Source organism: Parasphingorhabdus litoris DSM 22379 (assembly GCF_020906275.1).
GTDB lineage: Bacteria > Pseudomonadota > Alphaproteobacteria > Sphingomonadales > Sphingomonadaceae > Parasphingorhabdus > Parasphingorhabdus litoris.
The window spans coordinates 3,352,967-3,377,553 of record NZ_CP086727.1; the positions used below are offsets into that span (position 1 = coordinate 3,352,967).

General features: G+C 53.6%; 21 protein-coding genes. 7 read left to right on the plus strand and 14 right to left on the minus strand.

What is annotated here, in order from left to right:
- Positions 1 to 193: 193 nt before the first annotated feature.
- Positions 194 to 3,409 (minus strand): CHAT domain-containing protein, encoded by a 3,216-nt coding sequence (locus BS29_RS16290; protein ID WP_229954682.1) that lies wholly within the window; start codon positions 3,407 to 3,409, stop codon positions 194 to 196.
- A gap of 334 nt (positions 3,410 to 3,743) precedes the next feature.
- On the opposite strand from BS29_RS16290, the gene BS29_RS16295 reads away from it, so the two are divergent.
- The 4 genes from BS29_RS16295 (at position 3,744) to BS29_RS16310 (ending at position 10,116) form a co-directional block, all read left to right on the plus strand.
- Positions 3,744 to 4,373: a TetR/AcrR family transcriptional regulator gene (locus BS29_RS16295; RefSeq protein WP_229954683.1), complete on the plus strand. Its 630-nt coding sequence runs from the start codon at positions 3,744 to 3,746 to the stop codon at positions 4,371 to 4,373.
- Between the two features lie 103 nt (positions 4,374 to 4,476).
- A complete protein-coding gene (locus BS29_RS16300; RefSeq protein ID WP_229954684.1) occupies positions 4,477 to 5,550 on the plus strand; it encodes an efflux RND transporter periplasmic adaptor subunit in 1,074 nt (357 codons plus the stop codon).
- Between the two features lie 49 nt (positions 5,551 to 5,599).
- The gene (locus tag BS29_RS16305) at positions 5,600 to 8,737 is read left to right on the plus strand and encodes an efflux RND transporter permease subunit (protein WP_229954685.1); all 3,138 of its coding nucleotides are present in this window, start codon (positions 5,600 to 5,602) and stop codon (positions 8,735 to 8,737) included.
- A complete protein-coding gene (locus BS29_RS16310; protein ID WP_229954686.1) occupies positions 8,734 to 10,116 on the plus strand; it encodes an efflux transporter outer membrane subunit in 1,383 nt (460 codons plus the stop codon). Before BS29_RS16305 ends, BS29_RS16310 begins: the two co-directional genes overlap by 4 nt.
- Positions 10,117 to 10,171: 55 nt before the next feature.
- Here the strand turns inward: BS29_RS16310 and BS29_RS16315 are convergent, their stop codons facing one another.
- Both BS29_RS16315 and BS29_RS16320 read right to left on the minus strand, forming a co-directional pair.
- Positions 10,172 to 10,381 (minus strand): hypothetical protein, encoded by a 210-nt coding sequence (locus BS29_RS16315; protein WP_229954687.1) that lies wholly within the window; start codon positions 10,379 to 10,381, stop codon positions 10,172 to 10,174.
- 70 nt (positions 10,382 to 10,451) lie between these two features.
- Positions 10,452 to 11,357, minus strand: coding sequence for a LysR family transcriptional regulator (locus BS29_RS16320; protein WP_229954688.1), 906 nt, complete (start codon positions 11,355 to 11,357; stop codon positions 10,452 to 10,454).
- 83 nt (positions 11,358 to 11,440) lie between these two features.
- Here BS29_RS16320 and BS29_RS16325 point away from each other — a divergent pair, with 83 nt between their 5' ends.
- Complete coding sequence (locus BS29_RS16325; protein WP_229954689.1) at positions 11,441 to 12,088, plus strand: class I SAM-dependent methyltransferase; 648 nt, start codon at positions 11,441 to 11,443, stop codon at positions 12,086 to 12,088.
- Between the two features lie 139 nt (positions 12,089 to 12,227).
- On the opposite strand, the gene BS29_RS16330 is transcribed toward BS29_RS16325, so the two are convergent.
- The 9 genes from BS29_RS16330 to BS29_RS16370 all read right to left on the minus strand — a co-directional run bounded on the left by BS29_RS16330 (position 12,228) and on the right by BS29_RS16370 (position 21,780).
- Positions 12,228 to 12,866, minus strand: a complete 639-nt coding sequence (locus tag BS29_RS16330) for a TetR family transcriptional regulator (RefSeq protein ID WP_229954690.1) — start codon at positions 12,864 to 12,866, stop codon at positions 12,228 to 12,230.
- A gap of 53 nt (positions 12,867 to 12,919) precedes the next feature.
- Complete coding sequence (locus BS29_RS16335; protein WP_229954691.1) at positions 12,920 to 13,789, minus strand: crotonase/enoyl-CoA hydratase family protein; 870 nt, start codon at positions 13,787 to 13,789, stop codon at positions 12,920 to 12,922.
- Positions 13,790 to 13,981: 192 nt separating this feature from the next.
- The gene (locus BS29_RS16340; RefSeq protein WP_207986412.1) at positions 13,982 to 14,767 is read right to left on the minus strand and encodes an SDR family NAD(P)-dependent oxidoreductase; all 786 of its coding nucleotides are present in this window, start codon (positions 14,765 to 14,767) and stop codon (positions 13,982 to 13,984) included.
- 22 nt (positions 14,768 to 14,789) lie between these two features.
- Positions 14,790 to 15,962: an acetyl-CoA C-acetyltransferase gene (locus BS29_RS16345; protein ID WP_229954692.1), complete on the minus strand. Its 1,173-nt coding sequence runs from the start codon at positions 15,960 to 15,962 to the stop codon at positions 14,790 to 14,792.
- Positions 15,963 to 16,108: 146 nt separating this feature from the next.
- Positions 16,109 to 17,536: an aldehyde dehydrogenase family protein gene (locus tag BS29_RS16350; RefSeq protein ID WP_229954693.1), complete on the minus strand. Its 1,428-nt coding sequence runs from the start codon at positions 17,534 to 17,536 to the stop codon at positions 16,109 to 16,111.
- A gap of 79 nt (positions 17,537 to 17,615) precedes the next feature.
- The gene (locus BS29_RS16355; RefSeq protein ID WP_229954694.1) at positions 17,616 to 18,908 is read right to left on the minus strand and encodes a cytochrome P450; all 1,293 of its coding nucleotides are present in this window, start codon (positions 18,906 to 18,908) and stop codon (positions 17,616 to 17,618) included.
- Between the two features lie 12 nt (positions 18,909 to 18,920).
- The gene (locus BS29_RS16360) at positions 18,921 to 20,456 is read right to left on the minus strand and encodes an acyl-CoA synthetase (RefSeq protein ID WP_229954695.1); all 1,536 of its coding nucleotides are present in this window, start codon (positions 20,454 to 20,456) and stop codon (positions 18,921 to 18,923) included.
- Between the two features lie 111 nt (positions 20,457 to 20,567).
- Positions 20,568 to 20,993 carry a DUF3592 domain-containing protein gene (locus BS29_RS16365; protein ID WP_229954696.1) on the minus strand — a complete coding sequence of 142 codons (426 nt, stop codon included), beginning with the start codon at positions 20,991 to 20,993 and terminating at the stop codon, positions 20,568 to 20,570.
- Positions 20,994 to 21,042: 49 nt separating this feature from the next.
- Entirely contained in the window at positions 21,043 to 21,780 is a 738-nt protein-coding gene (locus BS29_RS16370) for a 6-phosphogluconolactonase (protein ID WP_229954697.1), read from the minus strand.
- Positions 21,781 to 21,906: 126 nt separating this feature from the next.
- Between BS29_RS16370 and purU the strand changes: the two genes are divergently transcribed.
- Positions 21,907 to 22,767, plus strand: a complete 861-nt coding sequence (gene purU / locus BS29_RS16375) for a formyltetrahydrofolate deformylase (RefSeq protein ID WP_229954698.1) — start codon at positions 21,907 to 21,909, stop codon at positions 22,765 to 22,767.
- On the opposite strand, the gene gspI is transcribed toward purU, so the two are convergent.
- Positions 22,764 to 23,189: a type II secretion system minor pseudopilin GspI gene (gspI, locus tag BS29_RS16380; RefSeq protein ID WP_229954699.1), complete on the minus strand. Its 426-nt coding sequence runs from the start codon at positions 23,187 to 23,189 to the stop codon at positions 22,764 to 22,766. The two genes, purU and gspI, sit on opposite strands and share 4 nt — an antisense overlap.
- Positions 23,186 to 23,671: a type II secretion system minor pseudopilin GspH gene (gene gspH, locus BS29_RS16385; RefSeq protein WP_229954700.1), complete on the minus strand. Its 486-nt coding sequence runs from the start codon at positions 23,669 to 23,671 to the stop codon at positions 23,186 to 23,188. The genes gspI and gspH overlap by 4 nt, the downstream gene beginning before the upstream one ends.
- 111 nt (positions 23,672 to 23,782) lie before the next feature.
- Here gspH and BS29_RS16390 point away from each other — a divergent pair, with 111 nt between their 5' ends.
- Positions 23,783 to 24,580 carry an enoyl-CoA hydratase-related protein gene (locus tag BS29_RS16390; RefSeq protein ID WP_229954701.1) on the plus strand — a complete coding sequence of 266 codons (798 nt, stop codon included), beginning with the start codon at positions 23,783 to 23,785 and terminating at the stop codon, positions 24,578 to 24,580.
- Positions 24,581 to 24,587 lie beyond the last annotated feature (7 nt).

Consider the following 24,587-nt stretch of genomic DNA (forward strand, 5'->3'; position numbering starts at 1 on the left):
TTTTGGTATATTGGCTCCTTTGTAAACCCCCTGAATTATTTATCCGATTGACTACCGTCCAATCCAGTCAAAAAATCGATCATTGTTCAAAGGTTATGGAGTTTGAGAGAAATCTCAGCGACGGCATTTGGGCAGCTAGCTGATACAAGAAAAGTTACGCTGATTATCGCCGACCCAGATTGATGACCATGAACTAGCGGTCTCCAATAAGCGAGAAAGGGGCCCATGCATTGGGATGCGCCCAAGTGTCGGTTTCGCTGTCCGCTGTTCTGTCATTGCGAACTTCGCGGATAGCCTGTTGAAACGCTTCCGCTCTGGTAAGCTCTGGATTATCACGAAAAATCTCTACTGTTCGCACCGAGATTTTTGGCGCAACCGCGTCACGAACCGGCCAATGAGACGCCAGTAAATTTCTTGCGCCTGCATAAAAAAAGGAGCGAGCCAATCCCGACAAACCCGGCGCGCCTTCACTTCCATCGCCCGTCGCTGTATTGCACGCAGACAAGATCACCCATTCCGCGTTTAATGTCAGTCCGGTTATCTCCGATGCGGTGAGTAGACCGTTATCATCTTCATCCGCAATTTGCGGCGGCGTGAACACCAAGCCGGGTTCATTCGCTCCCCTGACCTCTCCGGCAACAAGACCATGCGTTGCCAATGCCAATATGCGGGTATCGGCCAGGTTGATTGTCCGGATATTGCGTTCGGTCGCGCGTTCACCGAGGAAAATAGCCTTGGGGCTTGCGCCAAATGCATCACCCAGCGCATTGATTTCGCGTGCCGTTCCGGGCAGGCGGGCCAGTTTTCTGAGATCCTCGGTATTGACAAGGGCCGACCCTGTCCGGCTCCATTGCCGCAGATTTCTTTGCGCCCTGCCGGCTGCCTTGCCGTTGAGCAAGGGATCACCAAAACCTTGAAATTCAATGTCATGCCTTTGCTTGATATGCTGGTTATTGATTTTCCGGAACAGAGATAGCGATTGTAAAGACGGAATTTGTACAAGCGCATGGTCGTCGGCGAACCAGCTTGTTGCTCTCAAAACGTCGGGATCACCGTCAGAACCGCTTGGAGGACTGGATACCAGCATTCCGAACGGCATACTGGATAATGATCCACTTGCGGCAATGTAAAGATGCCTTTTTCCATCAAGATGTTTGGCAACCGGCGCGATTATCTGATTGTACAGCATATGGGCCGTATGTCGGTCAAAAGGATAAGCTCCTTCCCCTTCGTCCCCCCATTTGGCGGCATCGACAGGGCTCACTTCAACATTGGCCCCCACATCCCACAAGAGCCGCTGCACGGCTTGTTGAATTTCCTTGGCTGTCCAATCCGAACGACGCCATGCGAGCCCTTCGTCTGTAACCGCCATGATATGGGTGCCAAACTCGCTTGGTACGACCAGCAGCGCAGCATCTTCCTTACCGACTAACGCTTTAGCTTCAGCGAGGCTTAGTGGTTGTGGACGGATGAAATTGAAATATTCAGGTACTTCTTTGCGAAGACGCGCATCAATAATCTCCATCTCTGACAAAATCACCGCTTTGGTATCGCGCAAATTGGTTCGCCGTGCTTCGCTGTCAGGGTCTATATTTGCCAAAGAGGACACAAGTTCTTGATCTGCGGCTACCCATTGGTTCGATAGCTGCTCGCGTTGAATAGCCAGCTCGGCAAGCGCCTTGCTCCTGCTTTCCGATATTTTTCTGGCCGCAGCCAGGGCAACCGCCTTATTGGCCGAACCGCGAAATATATTTTGCAGTGCTTCAAAAACGTCCGCCCCCAGTTCAGCATCCTGTCGCGCTCGATCATTGGATGAAGCCTGGGATGCCCGGTCAGGCCGGGATGCCCATGCCGCGTCAGCAAATGTCTTGAAATAGTCTGCTTCACTGGGCGCATTGCGATCAGCCTGCGCCTCAGCAGCAGGGTTCAATCCTGCGGCCTCAAGAGTTTTTTGTATGGATGACACGGCCAGGCGAGCGGGCTCTATGGCGAGATGACTGCGGCCCGGCCGTCTCAACATGTCTCGTGATTGTTGCAATTCCAAAAACCAGATCCTTGGACTGGCCGGTCCGAACACCTCTCGGCCGATTTTCAACGCTTTTGTGCGTAAAGATAATACTTCTTCAGAACGCCCCATTTTTCCCATCAGGCTGGCATAATTGTTCAAGATGCGAACGGTGTCGGGATGTTTTTCGCCCAAGGACTCATAGCTCAGGCGCAATGCTTCGCGTTGAAGCGTCACAGCTTCCTGCTGGCGTTGCAAATCCGCGAGAATAGGCGCGTAGCCATCCATGGCATTGATGGTTTCTGGATGCTTCTCCCCCAACGTCTTTTTTCTGGATTGGAGAACTTCGGCCATAATCTTCTCAGCCGCCTCAGTGCGTCCCAGTCTGTTCAGATTCAACGCCTGACTGTTCAGACTAGTCAGAGTCAAATCATGCATGTCACCCAATATCTCTCTGGACAGATCTGACGCCTCAGCGATGATCAGCCCTGCCTCTTCAATACGCCCCAGCTCTATTAAAATTGCGGCGTAATTACCAAGGGCATTGATTTTTGCTTCGTGCTTTTCGCCCCATTTCCGGCGCATGGCTTGAAGTACCTCGCTCATATATTTTTCGGCCTCCAGTGACTGGCCAATTTTACTCAAAAACAAAGCATGGTTGTTCAAGCGGGTCATTGTTTCAGGATGGTCGGGACCCAGTGTGGCATTCGCATTGCGCCAGGATTTTTCGTATAGTGGAGCAGCTTCACCCAATCTGCCCGCAGCATTTAAAATCCTGGCATATTCCCCCATGCTCGATAACGCTTCCCGGCTATCTTCTCCAAATTTTTCGCGATGAAGGCGCCACAATTCTGCCTGCAAAGGCGCCGCTTCTCTATAGCGCCCCACGGCTGAAAGGGTGTAGATATAGAGATGCAGGTTATTCAATGTTGAAAAGTCGCTCTCACCCGCCGCTTCATGACTGATATTCCATGCTTCGGCAAATAGTGGAATTGCTTTGGTGCTATGACCCAAATTGGCCAATACCATTGCGTGCGTGACCACAGCCGAGGCCGTAATGGCCTTTCTTGGTCCCGTGACTTCTTTTCTAAGACGCACCACTTGGGCAAGGAGGGGCTCTGCCTCTTGCAGGCGATTGGCCCATCTCAATGCGTTGGCATAGCTTTCGAGGCTACTGATCGTGAACGGATGACGATCGCCCAATTCCTTCTGGTTTCTTTTCCAACGCTCTTCATAAGACGGATCCAGGTTTTCCTCTTTGGGATTTTGCGCTGGCTGCTGTGGCTGCTCCGTGCTGCTTTGGTTTTGATCCCGATCGGATGAGGATGGCGCCGCTGCCAATGCAGAATTGGCCGCTGTCAATGCCAAAGCCAGACACAAAAGAACATTGCTGACTAAATTCATCTGTATCTCAAATTACCTCACCCGGATGATGGTACCATCATCGCAAAACTTCCCAAAGGCAAAATGCAACGAGAAACTGTGCGTCGGGCTTAGCAGCCATTATCGATAGATTTGTAATGTTCCGAAAGTAGAGATATTAATCTTAGATCTGGAAAACAAATCATCAGCCGGTACAATTGATTCAGGACGCGATTCTCAATTTTCTTCAGTGGTTAGACTGTGTCGATTACGCAGATTTTCTAAAAATTCCATATATTTCATGATTTTAGGATCATGTATGGGTTATTGAAATTTTCCCTTGCTATATGAGTGAGTGATCACTTATGTAAATATTATGTTGAGTCAAACCACTCGCCAATCAGAGCGCGGACGCCCGGTTAATATCAAAGCTCGTGAGCAGCGCAGGATGCAAATCCTCTATGGTGCAAGGCATTGTTTCATAGATAATGGCTTTGATGGTGCGTCAATCTCGCAGATCGCCAATCAAGCCGGTGTCAGTGTCGCCAATATTTATCAGTATTTCGAGAGCAAGGAGAGCATGATCCATGCGCTGATCGAGTATAATCTGGAAATCGACCTGCTCAAAATACAGGCAATGAATGCGACAATGTATGAGGCAAAGGCTCTCCGCCGCTATATGCATTCCAATTTTGCGGATGATAATCACATAGAAGGCGTTCGTCTAATGCAGGAAATTATCAGCGAGGCTACGCGAAGCGATGAGGTTGCCAATTTGCTGAAAGAAACGGAACGCAAGGCTGGTATCGCATTGATGGAAGGGCTATCAAATGCAATTCCAAGTGGCCACATATCTCCAACGCTTGATCCGCTCGATGCGGCGCGCAAAATCAGCTATTTCCACAACGGTATGATCGCCCGGCTCGCGATTACGCCGTCTTTACGTGAAAAACTCGCGGATCAATTCACAGATTTTATCTTGGAAACTCTCAACAACTCAAAATGATTGGCGGAGAAAAAAACAATAATTGTAAATAAGTTTCTCGTGATCTGTTCCGGGGGGGGGAGTTCAGTTCACACTGTCTATCAAACTACAAGGACTTCTCCTAATGCCCAGATTAACCTTGAAATTTCATGTCTCTGCCTTGCTGTTCCTCGCTCTCTCGGCTTGCGTTGATGGGACAGAAGAAAATCTCGACAATCAGCCAAAACCCGTAAAGCTTCTAAAACTTGCTGAAGGCTTGAATCAGTCTTCCCAAAGTCTGCCGGCAGTAATTCGATCTTCCCGTTCCACGGATCTGGCTTTTCAGGTTGGTGGGCGAATTGTAACCTGGAATGCAGCTGGTGGTAACGAATTTTCCAAAGGCCAGATCATTGCCTCGCTTGATAGCCGCACTTTCCGAAATGCTGTTTCTCAGGCGGAAGCGCAGTTCCGAAATGCAGATAGTGAATATCAACGTGCCAAAAGACTAATCGCACAAAATGCAATTTCGCAAAGCGTCGTAGAGAGCCGGCTAGCGCAGCGGCAGGTAGCGCAAGCATCACTGGATGATGCCCGCAAAGCGTTGAATGATACTGTTATCAGGGCGCCATTTAGCGGCTTTATCGGCCGCACATATGTGGAGCAGTTTCAGAATGTAGGGGCACAACAGACCGTTGTTACACTGCAAAGCAGCGCCGTAGAGGCAATTGTCAACGTCCCGGCTAGCTTTGTACTCAATTCTGAGCGAGTACGCTATTTCGACACCTTTGTGGAGTTGGATGCCGCGCCTGGAAGACGCTTCCCGGCTGTTTTTTCTGAGGCAACTGGTCAAGCGGATCAGAATACCCAAACTTTTGAGGGACGTTTTAAGTTCAAGGCGCCAAGAGATCTGGTTGTGCTGACAGGAATGACCGCAACGCTATTTTTCAAAACTGAAGAGCCCGATTTTGCTGTGGCCAGCACACAGCGCCTGTCAGTGCCGCTAGCCTCGATCATAGCTGAAGGAGAGAAGCGCTATGTCTGGGTTGTCAAACCGGGCAAGCGTACAATAGCCAAACGCGAAGTCAAACTCGGCAAAGGCGTTGGCCGAGATGTCGCGGTGATATCCGGTTTGAAGTCTGGTGAGACTATTGTCGCGGCGGGGAGCGCGTATCTAAGCGATGGCGACACAGTTCGCCAATGGAAAGCCGACGGAAAATAGCCCTACTGCTGCAACCTGAGAACACTTTATTGTCCGAGGACGTCTCGCCATGAATATTGCCGCCTTCAGTATCAAAAACCGTCTCATCATGTGGATCGTGATCTTATTATCACTGTTTGCAGGTAGCTTCGCCTACGCCAACATGCCACGCTTTGAAGACCCGGAGTTTACCATTCGAGTGGCGCAGGTCTTTACGCCCTATCCCGGCGGCAGCCCAGAAGAGGTCGCTCGGGAGGTTTCGGCCCCGCTTGAGGAAGCCCTACAAGATATGGCTGAAGTTAAAGAGGTCAAATCGGTATCATCCGATGGATTTTCGGAGCTGGAAGTTGAAATCAAGTTCGAAGCTGCGCCGAGCAAAAACGATCTGCAACTTATCTGGACAAAATTGCGTAACAAGATTGCCGACGCGCAAAGCGATTTGCCTCCTGGCACGGTGCCATCGGTTGTGTTTGATGACTTTGGTGATGTGTTCGGTATCTATTATGTACTCACAGGCGACGGCTATACAATGGCGGAGCTTCGCAGCTACGCAAAGGCGCTGCGCCGCGATATCTTGTCGGTGCCGGGCGTTGGCAAAGTCAATATCGCTGGAGATCAGGAAGAGGTTATCTATGTCGAGCTAACGCGCGAGAACGCGGCCGCCTTGGGTAACACTACGCAACTGATATTTAACCAGCTGGCCACACAAAATACGGTCGTTGGCGGTGGGTCGGTTGTGATCGACAACCAGCGGCTGGTTATCTCTCCCAGCGGAGATATCGACTCCGTCGAAGCAATCGAGAACCTCTTAGTCTCATCAGCCAATGGCCGCGTGGTGCAGTTGCGCGATATTGCAAAGGTCACGCGAGGATATAAAGAACCTTCCGAATTTGAAATGTATCACGACGGCGAGCCGGCGCTGGCATTGGGAATAGCAGCGGTTTCCGGGTCAAATGTCGTTGCCATTGCTGAAGACATTGCCGGCAAGCTGGAAGAGGTTGCACCAGAACGTCCAGCGGGAATGGTGCTACATGAGTTCTACAATCAGGGTGAGATTGTCGACCGATCCGTGATTGATTTTGTCATCAACGTCGTGATCGCATTGATCATTGTGATTGGTACCTTGTTTATATTCATGGGTCCGCGATCCGGTCTTATTATTGGGGCTGGGCTACTGCTGACTATCGCAGCGACGCTTGGCACCATGTATATCATCAACGTTCCCATGCACCGCATATCGCTTGGCGCACTGATCATCGCTCTTGGGATGCTGGTGGACAACGCAATTGTGGTGACCGACGGTGTCCTGAACGGACTGCAAAAAGGCCGCAAGCTGATCGAGACAGCCAGCGATGTTGTGCGTCGCTCCATCTGGCCGCTTTTGGGCGGAACATTGGTCGGTATTTTGGCCTTTGCGCCGATAGGTCTGGCTCCAGGCGATACGGCCGAGTTCACAGGCGATCTGTTCTGGGTGATCCTGGTTTCGTTATTGTTCAGCTGGGTCTTCGCCATCACTATTACACCTTTCCTGTGTAGTTTGCTGCTCAAAGAAGAGTTGCAGAAAAATGACGAGGGCGATCAAACCGCTGAAACAGAATCGACCTGGATGACCCGCTTTCGTGAGCTAGTGCGCGCACTTGTTAAGCGCAAGAAAATGACGTTAGGCGGCGCTGCGGGATTGTTCTTCGTCTCAATTATTGGTTTCAGTTTTGTCACGCCTGGATTCTTCCCTGCATCAACAACACCGCAGTTGGTCGTCGATTATTGGTTACCAGAAGGCACCGATATAGAGCGAACCAATGCCGACATGCGAAAGCTGGAAGAATATGTTTCCGGCCTTGATGGTGTAGAGACAGTCCACACTGTCGTGGGCCGGGGCACTTTGCGCTACATGTTGATCTACCAGTTCCAGTCATCCAACAGCGCTTATGGGCAGATGCTGGTAAAACTCGATGACTATGAGCGGCTGGATGATCTTATCCCACAGGTGCAAACGCATATTGATCGCACAATGCCACATGCTCAAGGCAAGGTTTGGCGCTTTGTTCTGGGGCCGGGCGGCGGATCCAAGATCGAAGCAACCTTTTCGGGCCCTGACCCAGCAGTATTGCGCGAGCTAGCTGACCAAGCCAAACAGATATATGCTGAAGATGGCGAGGCAATCGCGATCAAGGACGACTGGCGGCAAAAAGTAGCCGCCATCGAGCCGATCTTTTCCGAGGTGAAAGGGCGCCGTGCGGGCGTTAGCCGGTCCGATTTCGGTGCCGCATTGGCCCGCAACTATTCCGGCGAGCAAGTTGGCGTCTATCGGGAAAATGATGATTTGATCCCGATCGTCGCACGTGCGCCCGAAAGTGAGCGACATGATATAGAAGGAATTAATGGTATCCAGATCATTGGGGCATCAGGCCAGGCCGTCCCGTTGGAACAAGTGACTGATGGAATTGACACAGTATGGCGTGATGGACGATTGCGGCGCGCTGAAAATGTCTGGACAATCAAGGCGCAAGCCGATCCGGCTCCGGGTGTCATTGCCGGTGATCTGCAGCTTCGGGTTCAGCCGCTGATCGAAGCAATTCCGTTGCCGCCGGGCTATTCCTTGGAGTGGGATGGTGAGTCCGGTAGTAGTGAGGAAGCCAACCAACAATTGATGGGCGCGATACCGCTCGGATTTGGTGCCATGGTGCTGGTAGTGATCCTATTGTTCAACGCCTTGCGCCAGCCGCTCGTCATCTGGTCGGTAGTTCCTCTCGCTCTGGTTGGAGTGGTGTTTGGATTGCTGGTTATGGGTGTGGCATTTGAATTCATGGCGATACTGGGTGTACTTTCGCTAGCTGGATTGCTGATCAAAAATGCAATCGTGCTAGTCGACCAGATCGATCTGGAGATCGGTGAGGGCAAACCCCGTTTCGATGCGATCATGGACAGCGCGGTGAGCCGCGTAAGGCCTGTATTACTGGGATCGGGCACAACCGTGCTCGGCGTAATCCCACTGTTTTTCGATGCCTTCTTCCAGTCAATGGCAGTTGTGCTGGTGTTCGGCCTCAGCTTCGCAACGATTTTGACACTTGTCTTGGTGCCTGTGATCTATGCTGCACTGTTCGGCATTTCTGAGCAGGAAAGTGCTACTCCCCCAGACCCCGTTGATGATGAAGAGCAAAATGAGGGCAATCGTTTATCCGGAAATGACAAGGAGGCTTTGGCATGAGCAAATCTCGAGTTTTTCTTATTATTGCCATAGCCACTGCGCTGGGTGGATGTGCTTCGATCAGCACACAACAGGATGTACGCGACGCAACGCAAGCAAGCCTACCTTCACTCCCTGAACAGTGGCAGACGCCTGATTTCCAGCAAGGCTCGGTCCAGATCGGTTGGATCGACCGCTTTGGCGATTCGGTGCTCAGCGAGCTAGTGCGCGAGGCTCAGGCCAATAACCCTGATATTCGTGCCGCTGCCGCTAATGTCGATGCGGCGCGTGCGTTGGTTCGGCAATCACGAGCGGCTTTGTTGCCAGCGGTCAGCGCGACTGCCCGCGCATCACGCCAAGAAAGTATCGAAGGTTCTTTTGCCAACGAAACAGAACTGAACGTAGGCCTGCAGGCCGACTGGGAGCCAGATCTATGGGGTCGCTTGCGCGCTGGTCGTGACGCTGCCTTTTACAGCGCTGAAGCAGCCCAAGCCGATTTCCTTTTTGCCCAACACACGCTCGCCCAGGCAGTCGCCTCAGCCTATTTCGCTAGTATCGAAGCGCGGCTGCAGATCGGTGTTGCCAAGCGGACGGTCGAATCGCTCGCTGAAATCGACCGTATCGTAAGGGTTCGCTATCGAGAGGGCTTCGCTTCGGCACAGGACACGGCGATAGCCGCTTCTGATCTGGCCACAGCCTCTGAAACGCTCGCCAATGCTAGAGGCGGGGAACGATTGGCACGGCGCGCATTGGAACAGTTGCTGGGACGTTATCCAGCTGACCGTATTCGTGTTACGCAAACACTGCCAGAGACACCGCAAACGCCGCCGGCCGGGCTACCGTCGGAATTGCTGGAACGTCGGCCTGATATCATCGCCGCCGAGCGTCGCGTCGCGGCTGCCTTTTCCAACACCGACCAGGCCAAAGCTGCGCGTCTGCCGATTGTAAGTCTAACATCAACTATTGGTGGTGCTTCCAATGAACTCGGCAGTTTGCTCGACGGACCCAATCTGGTCTGGTCGATTGTCGGCAGCGTATTGCAACCCATTTTCGATGGTGGCGCGCGCGATGCGGCGGTGGAAGAAGCCAACGCCAACCAGCGCGCGGCAATTGCGGCCTATGCGGGCGCAGCCTTGCAGGCGCTCACAGATGTTGAAAATGGTCTCGATCAGGCTCAAGTTTTGCGAGAACGTGAAGCCCGGCAGGAGGAAGCAACCAGGCAATCCGCCCGCGCCTATGAACTCACGCAATTTCGCTATCTTGAGGGGGAAACCGATCTGATTGATGCGCTGAGCGTACAGCAACGCTTGTTTAATGCGGAGCAGGGTCTAGTCGCTATTCGTCGAGCGCGGCTGGACCAGTGGATTGCGCTGAATCTTGCGCTGGGAGGAGAATGGTAACTACTGTGTTGAAACGCATCTATATGATGTGATCGCGGTGCTGTTTGTTGCAGGATCAACTGGCAAAGCTCGATATCTCCAGCAAAGGGACACATGCTCGTTTTCGCTGCTCATCAGATGCTGAGCCAGATTTTAGCTTTGCATACTCCTTCTTAGCCTTTTCAACGTGGCGTTTGACGGCTTTTTCAAGAACCTGATCCACCGCCCCATAATGAGTTTGACCCATCAATTCCTTCCAAGCCTGTGTTTGAAATGGTCGTTCCACTCTGCCAAAACATCAAATAGCGCGCTCGAAGTTTCTCCTCTCGGGTGCGCCATTGTTTTTCAAATCCATGTTATCGTCCGCAGCTGAAATATTCTGCGAGGATGTCGAATACCAGTCTGATTCGGCGGGCGGTATGCAGTTCCGAATGGGTTGCCAGCCAGATGGGAAACGTGAACGGTTCGCGCTTTGGCAGAACGCGCTCGATACCCGGTGTTAATTCCGCCACCTTGTCCGACATCACACCGACTCCAAAGCCCTGACGGATCATTTCCCACGCGACGACTCCGCTTTTCGAACCGAGGCGAAAATTCTGCTCCGTAATGGGGATGCCGGCTGGTTCCAAATAGCCAATAATCTCTTCCACTTCACCAAAGGCAACAAAGTCAAGCTTGGCCAATTCCGTCTCATTATTCGGTCGGCCAACCCTCTCAAGATAGGATGTCGCAGCATAGAAACTTGCTGAATCTTCTGCCACCAGCCGGGCAATAAGATCGGGTTGCGATGGTCGAACATGCCGGATGGCAATATCGGCCTCTCGCCGTTGGATATCGCGAATCTCATTGGCCGCCACCAAGTCAATTTCCAGTCGGGGTGCTGCCAGACGTATTTGTCTCAAAACGGGTGGCAACAGATAGGCCGACATCATATCTGAAGCTGTGATCTTAACCAGTCCATCAACCGATTGAGACTGGCCTGAAGCCGTCAAAGAAATGCGGTTCGCAACATCGGCCATCTCCCGCACATGCAATAGCAGTTCAGCGCCTGTGCTGGTGAGATTTAGAGATTTGCCAACCCGTTCGAACAGCACCACACCTAGCGCTGCTTCAAGAGCAGCAACCTGTCGACCTACTGTTGGTTGAGTCTGTCCCAGCACCCGTGCTGCAGCAGAAAAAGAGCCTTCTTCTGCCGTAGCCAGAAACGAACGTACCTGGTTCCAGTCAAAATTTATCGCATCCCAGTTCATGCGTTTATGCATAACGAAATTGCGAAAAACGACAATTCAAAAGAAATATGCTTAGGTTTAAACAAAGACTAAATCTTAGAAGGAAAGAACAAACGATGGCCCCCATTTCAAACGATGCTGCGTTCTGGAGCAAAAGATCCCGCAAATATGCCGCTAATCCCATCGGTGATATGGACGGTTATCTTAATACGCTTGAGCGCACCAAATCTTATCTCAAACCCGGCGATACCGCGCTGGAAATAGGGTGTGGAACAGGATCGACGGCGCTCCTTCTCGCTCCCCATGTGAAGCATATCACTGCCACTGATATCGCGCCTGGAATGATTGAGATAGCAAATGAGAAACTGGTGGAAGAGGGTTTGAACAATGTCACGTTCGCGGTCGCTGAAGTAAAGGATCATAGCACCGATGATAGCCCATATGACGTGGTCATGGCCCATAATTTACTTCATCTGGTAACCGACCTCGATAGCGCACTTGCCCATATCAGAGCGTTGGTCAAACCGGGTGGCCTCTTCATTTCAAAGACCGTTTGTGCACCCTACAACGCTGGACTCAAATTCGCGCTGATCCGTTATATAGCGATACCTATCATGCAGGCCATCGGCAAAGCTCCATTTGTCGAATTTATGTCGGCGAATGCACTTGAAGGAAAGATTAAGGCAGCAGGGTTCAAGATAATCGAAACAGGCGATCAAAACGGCATGCTTCTCAGCCGCTATCTGGTCGTACGAAAGGCTTGATTGGTTGGTGGGCAAAGGTTGGCGAACCGCTGCTAATACTGGCCTTTAGTTCCACCAAAGGTTTCTTATTACAGGCCAAAAAATCATGGCCGATTTGTAGCGACGGGCATCTGGTTGCAGACGCCCTGCCGCTAAATCATCACTTCAATATCCCGGCCATGATCAGGTCAACCGTCTGCTCGCGATAGGCGTCGCGCATTTTCTCGTGGAAATCATCGCGGCCATAGCAATATTTCCATACCAGCTTGCCGGTGAAAAACCGGTCTGCGGCGCCGGTGACGGCGGAGTAGAATAGCTGCGGATCGAGATCGCGGAAAACGCCGGTCTTGATGCCGTCGCCGACAAAAATGCTATAGGCTTCGGACAGGGGTTTGAGATATTTCTCGGCAATATCCCGCGCGCCTTCGGGCGGCAGATCGCGGATCAGGCGCATGGTCAGGCGGTGGATATAGGGATATTGATAATAGGTGTCGATCACCGCGCCGATATGGTGACGCAACTTGTCCTCCGGCGGCATATCTTTGGCGATCAACAGCCCGACATCCTCGACAATCTTGGTCATGTCGCGTTCGAGAATCGCCTCGAGCAAGCCGTCCTTGTTGCCGAAATAATATTTGACCAGCGCGCTGTTCAGACCGGAACGCACGGAAAGTTCGCTAAAGGAAATATCGATCGTATCGCCTTCGCGCATGATCTGGCTGGCTGTTTCGATCAGCTTGCCGCGTGCGCTGGCTCCGTCGATTTCCCCGTTTTTGTCGGCCTGTTTATCGGCGCTCATCTTCTATCCCCTAACTCGGCAGGCCCGTACTCCATAGGCCACAACTCAAGTGATCACTTATAAACAGGTTCCTCCCACCATGGAAAGGTGTCTGGCATGTCTGACGATACTTTATCCGGATAGACCGGATCGCGCTTTTCGAGGAAACTGGCAATGCCCTCTGCGGCATCGCCGGATTTTGCCCGATTATAGATGATCCGGCTGTCAATCTTGTGCGCTTCCATCGGGTGATCGGCGCAGGGTATCTGCCACAACATTTGCCGGGTCAGCGCGATGGAAACAGGGGCGGTATTGTCGACAATTTCCCGCGCCAAGGCATAGGCAGCGGGCAGCAGCTCATCCGGTTTGTGGATCGAGCGGATCAGGCCGCCGTCGAGGGCTTCCTGTGCATTGAACACCCGCCCGGTCATGCACCATTCGATCGCCTGTGGCCGCCCGACAATATGCGGCAGGAACCAGCTCGCCGCCGCATCAGGTGCAATCCCGCGCCGGGCAAAGACGAAACCAAAACGCGCGGTATCGCTGGCAAGGCGAATATCCATTGGCAGCTGCATTGTTGCGCCAACGCCAACAGCAGCCCCGTTGACCGCGGCAATCACAGGCTTCAGGCATTGATAGATACGCAAAGTCAGCTTGCCGCCGCCATCGCGGACCCGCGGATCGGAATAGTCCTCCACCGGATCACTACTGGCAAAGGGCTTTGCCCCGCCTTCAGGTGTCAGGTCTGCACCGGCGCAAAAGGCGCGGTCTCCAGATCCCGTCACAACCACGGCGCGCACATCATCGTCGGCATCAATCTGATCAAACGCGTCGCACATTTCCTTCAACATCGTGTTGGTAAAGGCGTTCATTTTTTCCGGACGGTTGATCGTGATCGTCGCGATATTATCGGCGACGGCATATTTGATCTGGGTGTAGGTCATGGGGAGGATCCTCTCCTTTAATACTCCTCTCCCCTTGAGGGAGAGGAAACGAGAGCTTGGCAGCTTTCCTGCCTAGCGAAGTTGGAGAGGGGATTGGCTTGGCGTGCCCTCTTACCCCTCTCCAAGATTTTCTAGCGAGCAAACTCGCAAGCAAATCTGTCCTCTCCCTCAAGGGGAGAGGATGAAAGCCAATTACCGTGGTGCCATACGGATTGCGCCATCAAGCCGCACATCTTCACCGTTGAAATAACCGGTTTCGATCATGCACATGGCGAGCTTTGCATATTCGTCCGGCTGACCGAGACGTTTCGGGAAAGGCACGGAAGCCGACAATGCATCGCGAACCTTATCCGGCGCACCAGCAAGCAGCGGCGTGTCGAAAATGCCCGGCAGGATCGTGTTCACCCTTATGCCTTCGGCCATCAGATCGCGCGCGATGGGCAAGGTCATGCCAACCACACCGCCTTTGGAAGCGGAATAAGCGGCTTGGCCCATCTGGCCGTCTTCAGCCGCAACCGAAGCGGTGTTGACCATCGCGCCGCGTTCACCATTGTCGTCGAGCGGATCAAGCGTCAGCATGCCAGCCGCCGATTTCGCGATGCAGCGGAACGTGCCGACCAGATTGACCTGAATGACAAAGTTGAAAGCATCCAAGGGGAAATGGCTGATCGAGCCATCTTCACGGCTGCGCTTGGCGGTTTTGATCGCGTTACCGATACCGGCACAGTTAACAAGGATACGCTCCTGACCAATGGCCGCACGTGCTTTTTCAAAGCCGGCATCGACACTGTCGTCCTCGGTCACATTGACCTTGCAGAAAACACCGCCCAGTTCGGCAGCCAGCGCTTCGCCCTTTTCTTCGTTCAGGTCGAACAAGGCAACTTTGACGCCTTTTTCCGCCAAGCGCCGCGCTGTCGCTGCGCCGAGACCAGAGGCACCGCCCGTAACGACGGCCGACATTGTGTTGTTGAGTTCCATGAGTTTTCTTTCTGTTCTAAACTTAATTCAAACGTTCGATAATCGTGACATTGGCCTGACCGCCGCCTTCGCACATGGTTTGCAGACCATATTTGGAACCGCGATTTTCCATCGCGTTGAGCAAGGTCGCCATCAGCTTCGTGCCGGACGCGCCAAGCGGGTGGCCCAGAGCAATCGCGCCGCCATGGACGTTGATCTTGCTGCGGTCTGCACCGGTATGTTTCAGCCATGCGAGCGGCACGGGCGCGAAAGCTTCGTTGACCTCATAGAGATCAATGTCGCCAATGTTCATACCTGCACGCTCGAGCGCGCGATCGGTCGCGAACAGCGGCTCCTCGAGCATGATCACCGGATCACCAGCGGTCACGGTCAGATTGACGATCTTTGCACGCGGCGTCAGGCCGTGGTCTTTCAAGGCTTGCTCGGAACAGACCAGAACGGCGCTGGAGCCATCACAAATCTGGCTGGCATTGGCCGCGGTAATCGCGCCGCCTTCTTGCAATACTTTCACACCGCCGATGCTTTCCATGCTGGCGTCAAAGCGAATGCCTTCGTCGACCTTGTGCATTTCTTCGCCTTCGGGTGTTTCCACTTTCACGGCGACAATTTCATTTTCAAACGCACCGGATTCAGTCGCGGCAATCGCCTTCTGATGGCTCTCCAACGCAAAGGCGTCGAGGTCATCGCGGTTAAAGCCATGTTTTTTGACCAGCATTTCCGCGCCCATGAACTGGCTGAACTGAACGCCGGGATAGGCTTCCTCAAGCCGCTCACTCTTGTTGGTGCCCAAACCTGCGTCCTTGAACAGCTTGAAGGTCGAACCCATTGGCACGCGCGTCATGCTCTCAATGCCGTGCGCCAATACCATGTCCTGCGTGCCCGACATAATGCCCTGTGCGGCGAACTGGATGGATTGCTGCGATGATCCGCACTGACGGTCGATTGAGACGGAGGGAATGCTGTCAGGCAGTTTCGATGCCAAGACGCTGTTGCGACCGACATCGCCGGATTGCTCGCCGCCTTGCATCACACAGCCGGTGATGACATCTTCAATGGCCGCCGCATCAAAATCGTTGCGGTCGGCAATCGCGTCCAGAGTCGCTGCGCCCAGATCAACCGGATGAACGCCCGCCAGTCGGCCGCCCCGGCGGCCACCTGCGGTCCGCACTGCATCTACAATATAGGCTTCTGCCATCTTCCTGCTCCTTAAAACTGTTTGAGAATCCAAAATTTAACTGAACGATTAAACCTGCACCGCCCTAGCGTCAAATGAAAAAGCCGATCATCACAATTGTGATAACCGGCTTTGTTCGATCATAACCCGCCTTTTAGGCAGGGGCCTTAAGCAGGCACATTGTTCTTCTTGACCGTGATCACCTGTGGGTAGGTGAATTCCAGCAGTCCTTCCTTGCCATATTCCGCGCCAAAGCCGGACTGTTTATGTCCCCCGAATGGAGCAAATGGCGACAGATGGAGAAATTCGTTGACCCACACGGTGCCGGTTTCCAGTTGTTCGGCAATCTCGACGCCCTTGTCAGGATCGGCGGTCCAGACCGCACCGGCCAGGCCATATTCGCTGTCATTGGCACGCTGGATCGCTTCGTCTTCGGTGCTGAATTTCATCAGCGGCATGACCGGGCCAAATTGTTCCTCGGCCACAATCCGCGCATCTTCCGGCGGGTTGTCGAGGATCGTGATCGGCATGTAATAGCCTGGAACATCAGGGTCATGATCGCCGCCGACGAGGAATTTATAGCCATTATCCTTGGCATCCTGAACCAGCTCGATGACACGATCATATTGCTTCTTATTCTGGATCGGACCAACCGCTGTGCCTTGCTGCGCTCCGTCACCGACTTTCACATGTTTGGCATATTCGGCAATGGCCGCGCTCAGCTCGTCATAAATATCTTCATGGATATAAATGCGTTTTGCCGCGACGCAGATTTGCCCTGCATTGGTGAAGCTCGACCAGAAGAGTTGCTCGGCCACTTTCTCGACATTGGCATCGGGCAGGACGATGGACGCATCATTGCCGCCCAGTTCCAGGGTGATCCGCTTGAGATCCTTGGAAGCGCCTTCCATGATTTTCTTACCCGTCGCGGTCGAGCCGGTGAAGGTAATCTTGTCAATATCAGGATGGCCGGTAATGAGCGGACCGAGGCTGTCTTCGCCGGTCAAAATGTTGACCACACCGGCAGGCGCGACGTCCTTGATCAATTCCGCCAGCCGCAACGTGGTAAGCGGTGTGAATGGCGATGGTTTCAGGACGATGGTGCAGCCCGACAAAAGCGCCGGCGCAATTTTCTGCACCGCCATCATCACCGGGAAGTTCCACGGCACAATGCCGCCAACCACGCCAACCGGAACCCGGCGGGTACGGCTGAGGCGTTCGTCGGTATCTTCGTTAATCTCGTCATCAAGATCCAGCGTGGACTGTGCCCCGGCCATCATCGATGCGCCGATGATTTCGCCCTGCGCCTGCGCATGCGGCTTGCCCTGCTCTGCGGTCAGCAGGCGGAACAGCTCGTCGCTATTTTCCTTGATTGTTGCGGAAATCGCTTGCACCACAGCGCGGCGTTCATCGATCGATTTCTTGCTCCACGCCGGAAAACCAGCGCGCGCGGCAGCGACCGCTTCATTCAGCTCTGCCTCGCCGCAGGACGGCACCTGGCCAATCACTTCTTCATTGGCGGGATTGACCACGTCCAGCATGGTGTCTGTGCTGATCATCTGGCCATTGATGAGATTCTTATACTGGGTAATCATGTCGCTCTCCTTTTGGAATTTCTGCCGGTTGATTTCTATTTTGTGTGTGTTTAGCCTATTACAAGTCTATCCGCGCCTGTCATTTTGATAGAGTATATCTAAGTGGCAGCGTTTTCAGGCCGCCGACAAAACTGGATTTCGCACGTTTGGGTTCTCCGGCCAACTCGACCGTTTCAATCCGATCGAGCAGCTCGTTGAACAATATCTTCATTTCCAACCGCGCCATATGCAAACCAAGACATTGATGCGCGCCAGCGCCAAAGGCCAGATGGCGATTGGGTGAACGCGCCGCATCAAATTTGCGGGGATTTTCAAACACCCGATCATCATGATTGGCCGCGACATAGTTGATCATCAACCAGTCGCCCTCTTTAATATGCACCCCGCCAATCTCGACATCTTCGGCGGCCGTGCGCATGAAATGCTGCACCGGTGAGGTCCAGCGGATAGCTTCCTCAACAATGCCGGGTAGCAGATCACGATCGGCCTTGAGCCGCGCAAACTGTTCCGGGTCCTGCGCCAGCGCCATCATCGCGCCAGCGGTTGAAGCCGATGTTGTGTCATGACCTGCCGACGCGACGATGATGTAATAGCCCGCCATATCGCGATCACTGAGATATTCGCCATCAACCTTGGCATTGGCAATCACGCTGGCGACGTCATCGGTGGGATTGGCGCGCTTTTCTTCGGTCAGCTTGGCAAAATAGGCTTCGAAATCGGCGACCGCTCCGATAACCAACTGCGTGATCTGTTCCGCCGTCATGTTGGCCATGCCAGTCTTGTTAAGGTCCTCATCCTGTCCGCCGAACATTTGCTGGGTCAGGAACAACATCCGCTGCTCATCCGCCTCCGGCACGCCCAATATTTGCATGATCACATGGAGCGGATAAGGCGACGCCACTAGCGGAACAAAATCCGCTTCCGGTCCGGCCTCCACCAACCGATCAACCGTAGTCTTGGCCAGCGCGCTAATCTCCCCTTCGAGCTGCTTAAGGTTTTTCGGCATGAACCATTCCTGGGTCAGCCGGCGGTATTTCGGATGTATCGGTGCATCGAGCGCGACCAGCGAATTGACCAGATGCGGACTGCCGCCGGTCACCGCTTTCACTATTTCCTCGCCTTCGCGAAATCCGAATACCACGCCACGCGGACTGTTAAGGAACGTCTTGTTATCCTTGCTGATCCGCATGACATCATCATAACCGGTCACCAGCCAGAACGGATCATGCAGGTCGCCATTTTCCACACGCGTAACCGGCATATTTTCACGCAACCAGTCAAATGTATCGAGCAGGCCATCCCACTCCGCATAGGCGACAGGGTCGATTACTGTTGACGCTACAGGGGCCGGTGCTTGTGGTGCTGCGCTCATTTCATCCTCCGCTTAAACGATCCTGCTACCGGTCTTGCCCCAATATTCATCGCGGAGCAGGCGTTTGTATAGTTTGCCGGTGGGGACGCGCGGCAATTCCGCCCGAAAATCTATCTGACGCGGTACTTTGACGCCCGACAATGACTGCCGCAAATAGACTTCCAGCTCTTGGGCAAAATCATCATTGGCGTCGGCCATATCCATCGGCTGAATTACGGCGACTACCTTCTCTCCCATATCCTCATCCGGTGCACCGATAACGGCCGCATCCAGCACTTTCGGATGGGTCACGAGCAGGTTTTCAATCTCCTGCGGATAGATATTCACACCGCCGGAAATGATCATAAAGCTCTTGCGATCGGTGAGATACAGAAAGCCATCCTCATCGACTTTCCCGACATCGCCCAGCGAAGTCCAGCCATGTTTATTATGTGCGGCTTTGGTTTTCTCCGGATCATTATGATATTTGACCGGCGCGCCGCCTTCAAAATAGATCTGCCCTTCTTCACCGACAGGCACTTCGTTGTCATTTTCGTCACAAATATGCACAATGCCCAAAAGCGCTTTGCCGACCGACCCTTTATGCGTCAGCCAGTCTTCCGAATTGATGAAGGTAAAGCCATTGCCTTCTGAGCCCGCATAATATTCGCGAATTATGGGCCCCCACCATTCGATCATCTTCTCCTTCACCGGAATGGGGCAAGGCGCCGCGGCATGAACCGCGCATGTCAGGCTGGATACATCATATTTCGCCCGTGTCTCTTCCGGAAGTTTGAGCATCCGGCTGAAATGTGTCGGTACCCATTGGCTGGCATCGACCTTGTATTTTTCGATCAGCGCCAACGCCTGTTCGGGATCGAATTTTTCCATCACAATCACCGTGCCGCCCATTTTGTGAACCGTCATGCACCATCGCAGCGGAGCAGCGTGATAAAGCGGCGCCGGCGACAAATAGGTGCAGCCGGGTTGAAACCCGAAAGCACCCTGCGCCATCATGACCAAAGGATTGGGCCCGGCAATATCTTCATTCTCTGGAAACGGGATGCGCACGCCCTTGGGCCGCCCGGTCGTACCCGAACTGTAAAGCATATCTGTGCCATGGCGCTCATCATCAATCGGCCCGTCCGGCAATGCGGCCAGTACGGGTTCGATCGCGCGGTTATCGTCCACGCCAAAGAGAAATACTTTCACGTCGGGGTTCAGTTTGTGCAGCTCATCAACAACCCCCTGCTTGCTATCAGAGCTGATCAACAGCGTGGCGCCGCTATCGCTTAAAATATAGGACACTTCTGCAGCGGTCAGGCGGCTCGGTATCGCAACATAATAGAGGCCCGCGCGCTGGGCGGCCCAGGCAAAATCAAAAAATTTCGGATGGTTGTCGAGCAGCACCGCCACCGTATCGCCAATTTGCAGATCCTCTTTGCGGAAGAGATGCGCCAGGCGGTTTGATGCCTTGTCGAGCTCAGCATATGTTTCAACAGCACCGGTGCTGGCCATGATGACCGCTGGTTTATCGGGATTTTCCTGAGCATGCAGATAGGGGTGCATTTGTGGCTTCTCTCCATTTGGGGTGATCGCATTGCATAGCGATTCGATTGGAGAGCATAGTGATTTAATTGCATGATTAAATCAACCAAACTGTGCGCGCTATAATAGGCGCTATTTTTTCTTCCGTATGAAAGCGCCCAGCAGCAGTATCGAAAGCAGCAAACCGCCCAGTGGAGCGAGATAAAATTGCAGGAAACTGTGGATGCGATTTTTCGACTCATCGGCCGGATGAATGAAGACCGATACATCATCGCCGATAAAATATTCGCACCAGCTTTTTCGGGAAGGGGTGAAGCCGCCTTCGACTTCCGATCCGTCCGCCGTTTTGGCCACAGGCGCGAAAGACGCCTTGGAAGAATTGCCGTGATCGTTACGGTGCACCTGGCATCGCGTGATCTGCGCTGGCTGAAGCTCAGCCGAAAGCATCACATCAACCCGGTCGTAGACCAGCCAGGCGGTAAAACCGACTGGTGCCAGAAATATGGCCAGCATAATCGCCCTGCCGATCCAGCCACCGATTCCGCCCTGTGCGGCCATGTTGCGTCAGATTTTCTTTAACAACGGCGTGTTTTCCAGAATATGCGCACTAATTCTCCACATATATATCCACAGGCACGGTCAGGTCGGCAAATACGCGGCCAATCGAAGCCATGCTGCTAGCGCCTTCTTCAATCGCCTGCTCCAGGAACATTTGTGATCCCGCGCCGTTCAGCAGCACCAAAACCGTCCGTGCTTCACAAATGGCGGCTTTGGTAATGGTGACCAGCGGCGTGTCGCCATTGTCCGGCATGATGCCGACAGCGCGTTTTTCCTTGGGACCGTCCAGCGCTTCTTCCAGATCCGCGCTTTCGACCAGACCGGCGGTGCTGCCATCATCGCCCATGCCGAGCCAGATCAAATCCGGTGGCCATTTCAGATCTTGTAAACGCGCATCCGCTGCACCGCCCGCGAGATGATAATCCTCATTTTCCGTCGCAATCGGTAACACCCGCGCGCCGCGCGTCAGGAATAGCTGCGCCAGTGCTTTCACATGGCTGCGCGGATCATCAACCGGGACCAGATAATCATCGGTCGGAATGATCGTGACATATTTCCATTTGATCTGCTTTTCGGCGAGCGCCTCAAGCACCGGCATGGCTTCTTCGCTGACGGGAAGCGCCAGCAAAGCTTCACCGCGGGCATCAAGTGCGCTTTCGATGATGAACTTAATATCACCAACAACCGCGTCGATCATTTCCGCGCGATCATCAAAATCCCACCATTCGAGCTGTGAATCCTCGCCTTCCGGCAAATCATCCATATCCCAAGATTCGTCTTCACTCATATTGCGTCCTGTCCTTCGGATGTCTTGTTGAGGCTTCTAATCGCTGCAGAAATCAGCACAAGGGTAAATCCCGCTTTTCAAAATGCCAAGTTTCGGCCAATTGGAAGCCGAAGAGGCGATGTGCATATGACTGAAAACTATATTCTCACCCTGACCGCGGAAGACCGGGTTGGTCTGGTGGCCGCCGTGACCGGCTTTCTTGCAGAGCATGACGGCTTCATTCTCGACAGCCAGCAATATGCCGATCTGGAGCTGGAACGTTTTTTCATGCGTGTCGAGTTCAAGGGTGCAGGTGACAAGTTTCCGGCCAGTCTCGATGCCCTCACGGAGAAATTTTCGGCGGTCGGCACACGTTATGCGCTGGACTGGACGCTCGTCAGCGGCACCGAAAAACCCAACATCGTCATCGCCGTTTCAAAAGGCAGCCACTGTCTCAATGACTTGCTGCACCGCTGGAAAACCGGGGGATTACCGGTCAATATTGCCGGCGTGGTCAGCAATCATGAAAGCTTGCGCGACCTGACCGAATGGCATGATGTCGCCTTCCATCATCTTCCCGTAACCGATGACAATCGGGCGGAGCAAGAACAGGCGATATTGGATATCATGGGCGAGCAGCAGGCAGATTATCTAATCCTCGCGCGCTATATGCAGATATTGTCCGACGATCTCAGCCAAAAACTGGCGGGGCGATGCATCAACATCCATCACAGCTTCCTGCCCGGATTCAAAGGCGCCAAACCCTATCACCGCGCGCATGAGCGCGGGGTCAAGCTTATCGGCGCCACCGCCCATTTTGTCAGCGCCGATCTCGACGAAGGCCCGATTATCGAGCAAGCGGTCGAACGTGTCGACCACCGGGCCAGTGTTGAAGAGATGATCCGCATCGGTCGCGATATCGAGGCACAGGTCCTCGCCAAGGCGGTCAAATGGGCCGGTGAGCATCGGATCTTGCTCAACGGCAATCGCACAGTCGTATTTCGCTAAGGCCGGTTTTCCGCCGATGGAGCCGGTTCGGGCGCGTCGAGTATGATGTCCGCCGGGCGCAATATCGTTAGCGTCGCCGGGGCGCCGCTGACCTTTTCCTGCGCCGTGATGTCGACTTGTATGAAATTTCCCTCTTCAGTAAGGCGCGCACTTTGTGTCCATGTCCAGTTGAGACCGCCATTTTCCTCCTCGCCGCTGCTTTCGCCGAGGCTTGGCGGGCGCGGGTCCGTCAATATTTCCACTGCCCGGTTGCGGACCACAGACTGGGCCACGACCCGCAATTCCAGCTCGGCAGCATTGCGCGTGGTATAGCCCTGCAACCGGATCAACGCGAGCGCCGCGAGGCTGAAGACCGACAGCGCGACCAGCATTTCGATCAGCGTGAAGCCGCGTTCGTCGCAGCTATTTTTGAAAACCCTCATGGCGTTTCCTCACCGCCTGCCAGCTCGACATCACCCATGGACGCAATGACAATATTGCGCGCAAAATCCTGGTAGTTGAGCCGCACCTCGGCGCGGTCACTCGGCAATCCGGTGCTTTCAAAACTGATTAGCAACGGCCCTGTTTCACCGACCTCTGCGGTTACCCCCGCAGACCAGTTCGTCGATCGAAACGGTTTGTCCTCCATCACCGACCAGGCGCCCTTGCGCCGTTCCAGAAAGCTATAGCCCGAAGGCGTGACCTGCACCGCCATCGGGCGGGATTGCAAAATCGCATTGTCGCGCAGCGCCGCCGTCCGCGCGGCAAATATCTGTGCATCCTGTTCCAGATCATTGCGATCGTCAGGAAACGACAGCACCACAATCGATGCCATCAAGCCCAGAATCACTAATACAATCATGAGTTCCACCAGCGTAAAGCCGGTTTCATGGTTTTTCGGGTTAGTGTTTCGGCGGGATTTCATAACATCAGCTTATTGGTTCCATCCGATCCCTCTCTTGCAGAAGCGAAGCAGGCCTGCAATGGATGAACGCCAGTATAAAATGATTCAGGCCAGCGAACAGGTGGGGAAATTATGAGCGACGTTGTTCTTTATGACAAACAAGACCGCGTGGTCACGATAACATTGAACAAGCCAGAGACACGCAATGCGCTGTCGACCGACCTTTGCGAAGCGCTGGTCAATGCCGTGAAAACAGCCGATGCCGACAAGGGGGTTAGCTGCGTCGTGCTGGCTGCCAATGGCAAAAGCTTCTCCTCTGGCGGCAACTTGCACGAGATCAAGGCGATGACTGCCGAGCAGAATATGTCTCCGCTGCAAATTGAAGAATGGTACAAGACCGGTATCCAGCAAATTCCGCTGGCAATGGCCGAGATTTCGGTTCCAGTCATCGCGGCGGTCAATGGCCACGCGATTGGCGCGGGCAATGACCTGACCACCATGTGCGACATAAGAATTGCGGGCGAAGATGCGATTTTCGCCGAAAGCTTTCTGCGTGTCGGGATCATCCCGGGTGACGGTGGTGCCTGGTTGCTGCCGCGCATCATTGGTCAGCCACGGGCCAACCAGATGCTGTTCACCGGTGAATTTATCGATGCGCACAAGGCTCTCGATTACGGCCTCGTTTCCGAAGTTGTGGCCAATGATGATTTGCTCAAGCGCGCCTATGAACTGGCCGACCAAGTGGTTGCCCTGCCCCCGCTGGCGATCCGCAAAACCAAGGAACTGGTGCGCACGGCGCAGAGCGTGACGCTGAAAGAAAATCTCGATCAGGCGGCATTGTTCCAGGGCGTTTTGCAGCAGCTTGACGATCATCAGGAAGCGATTGATGCGATCCTTGAGAAACGCAAACCAGTATTCAAGGGTCAATAAGAGAAAG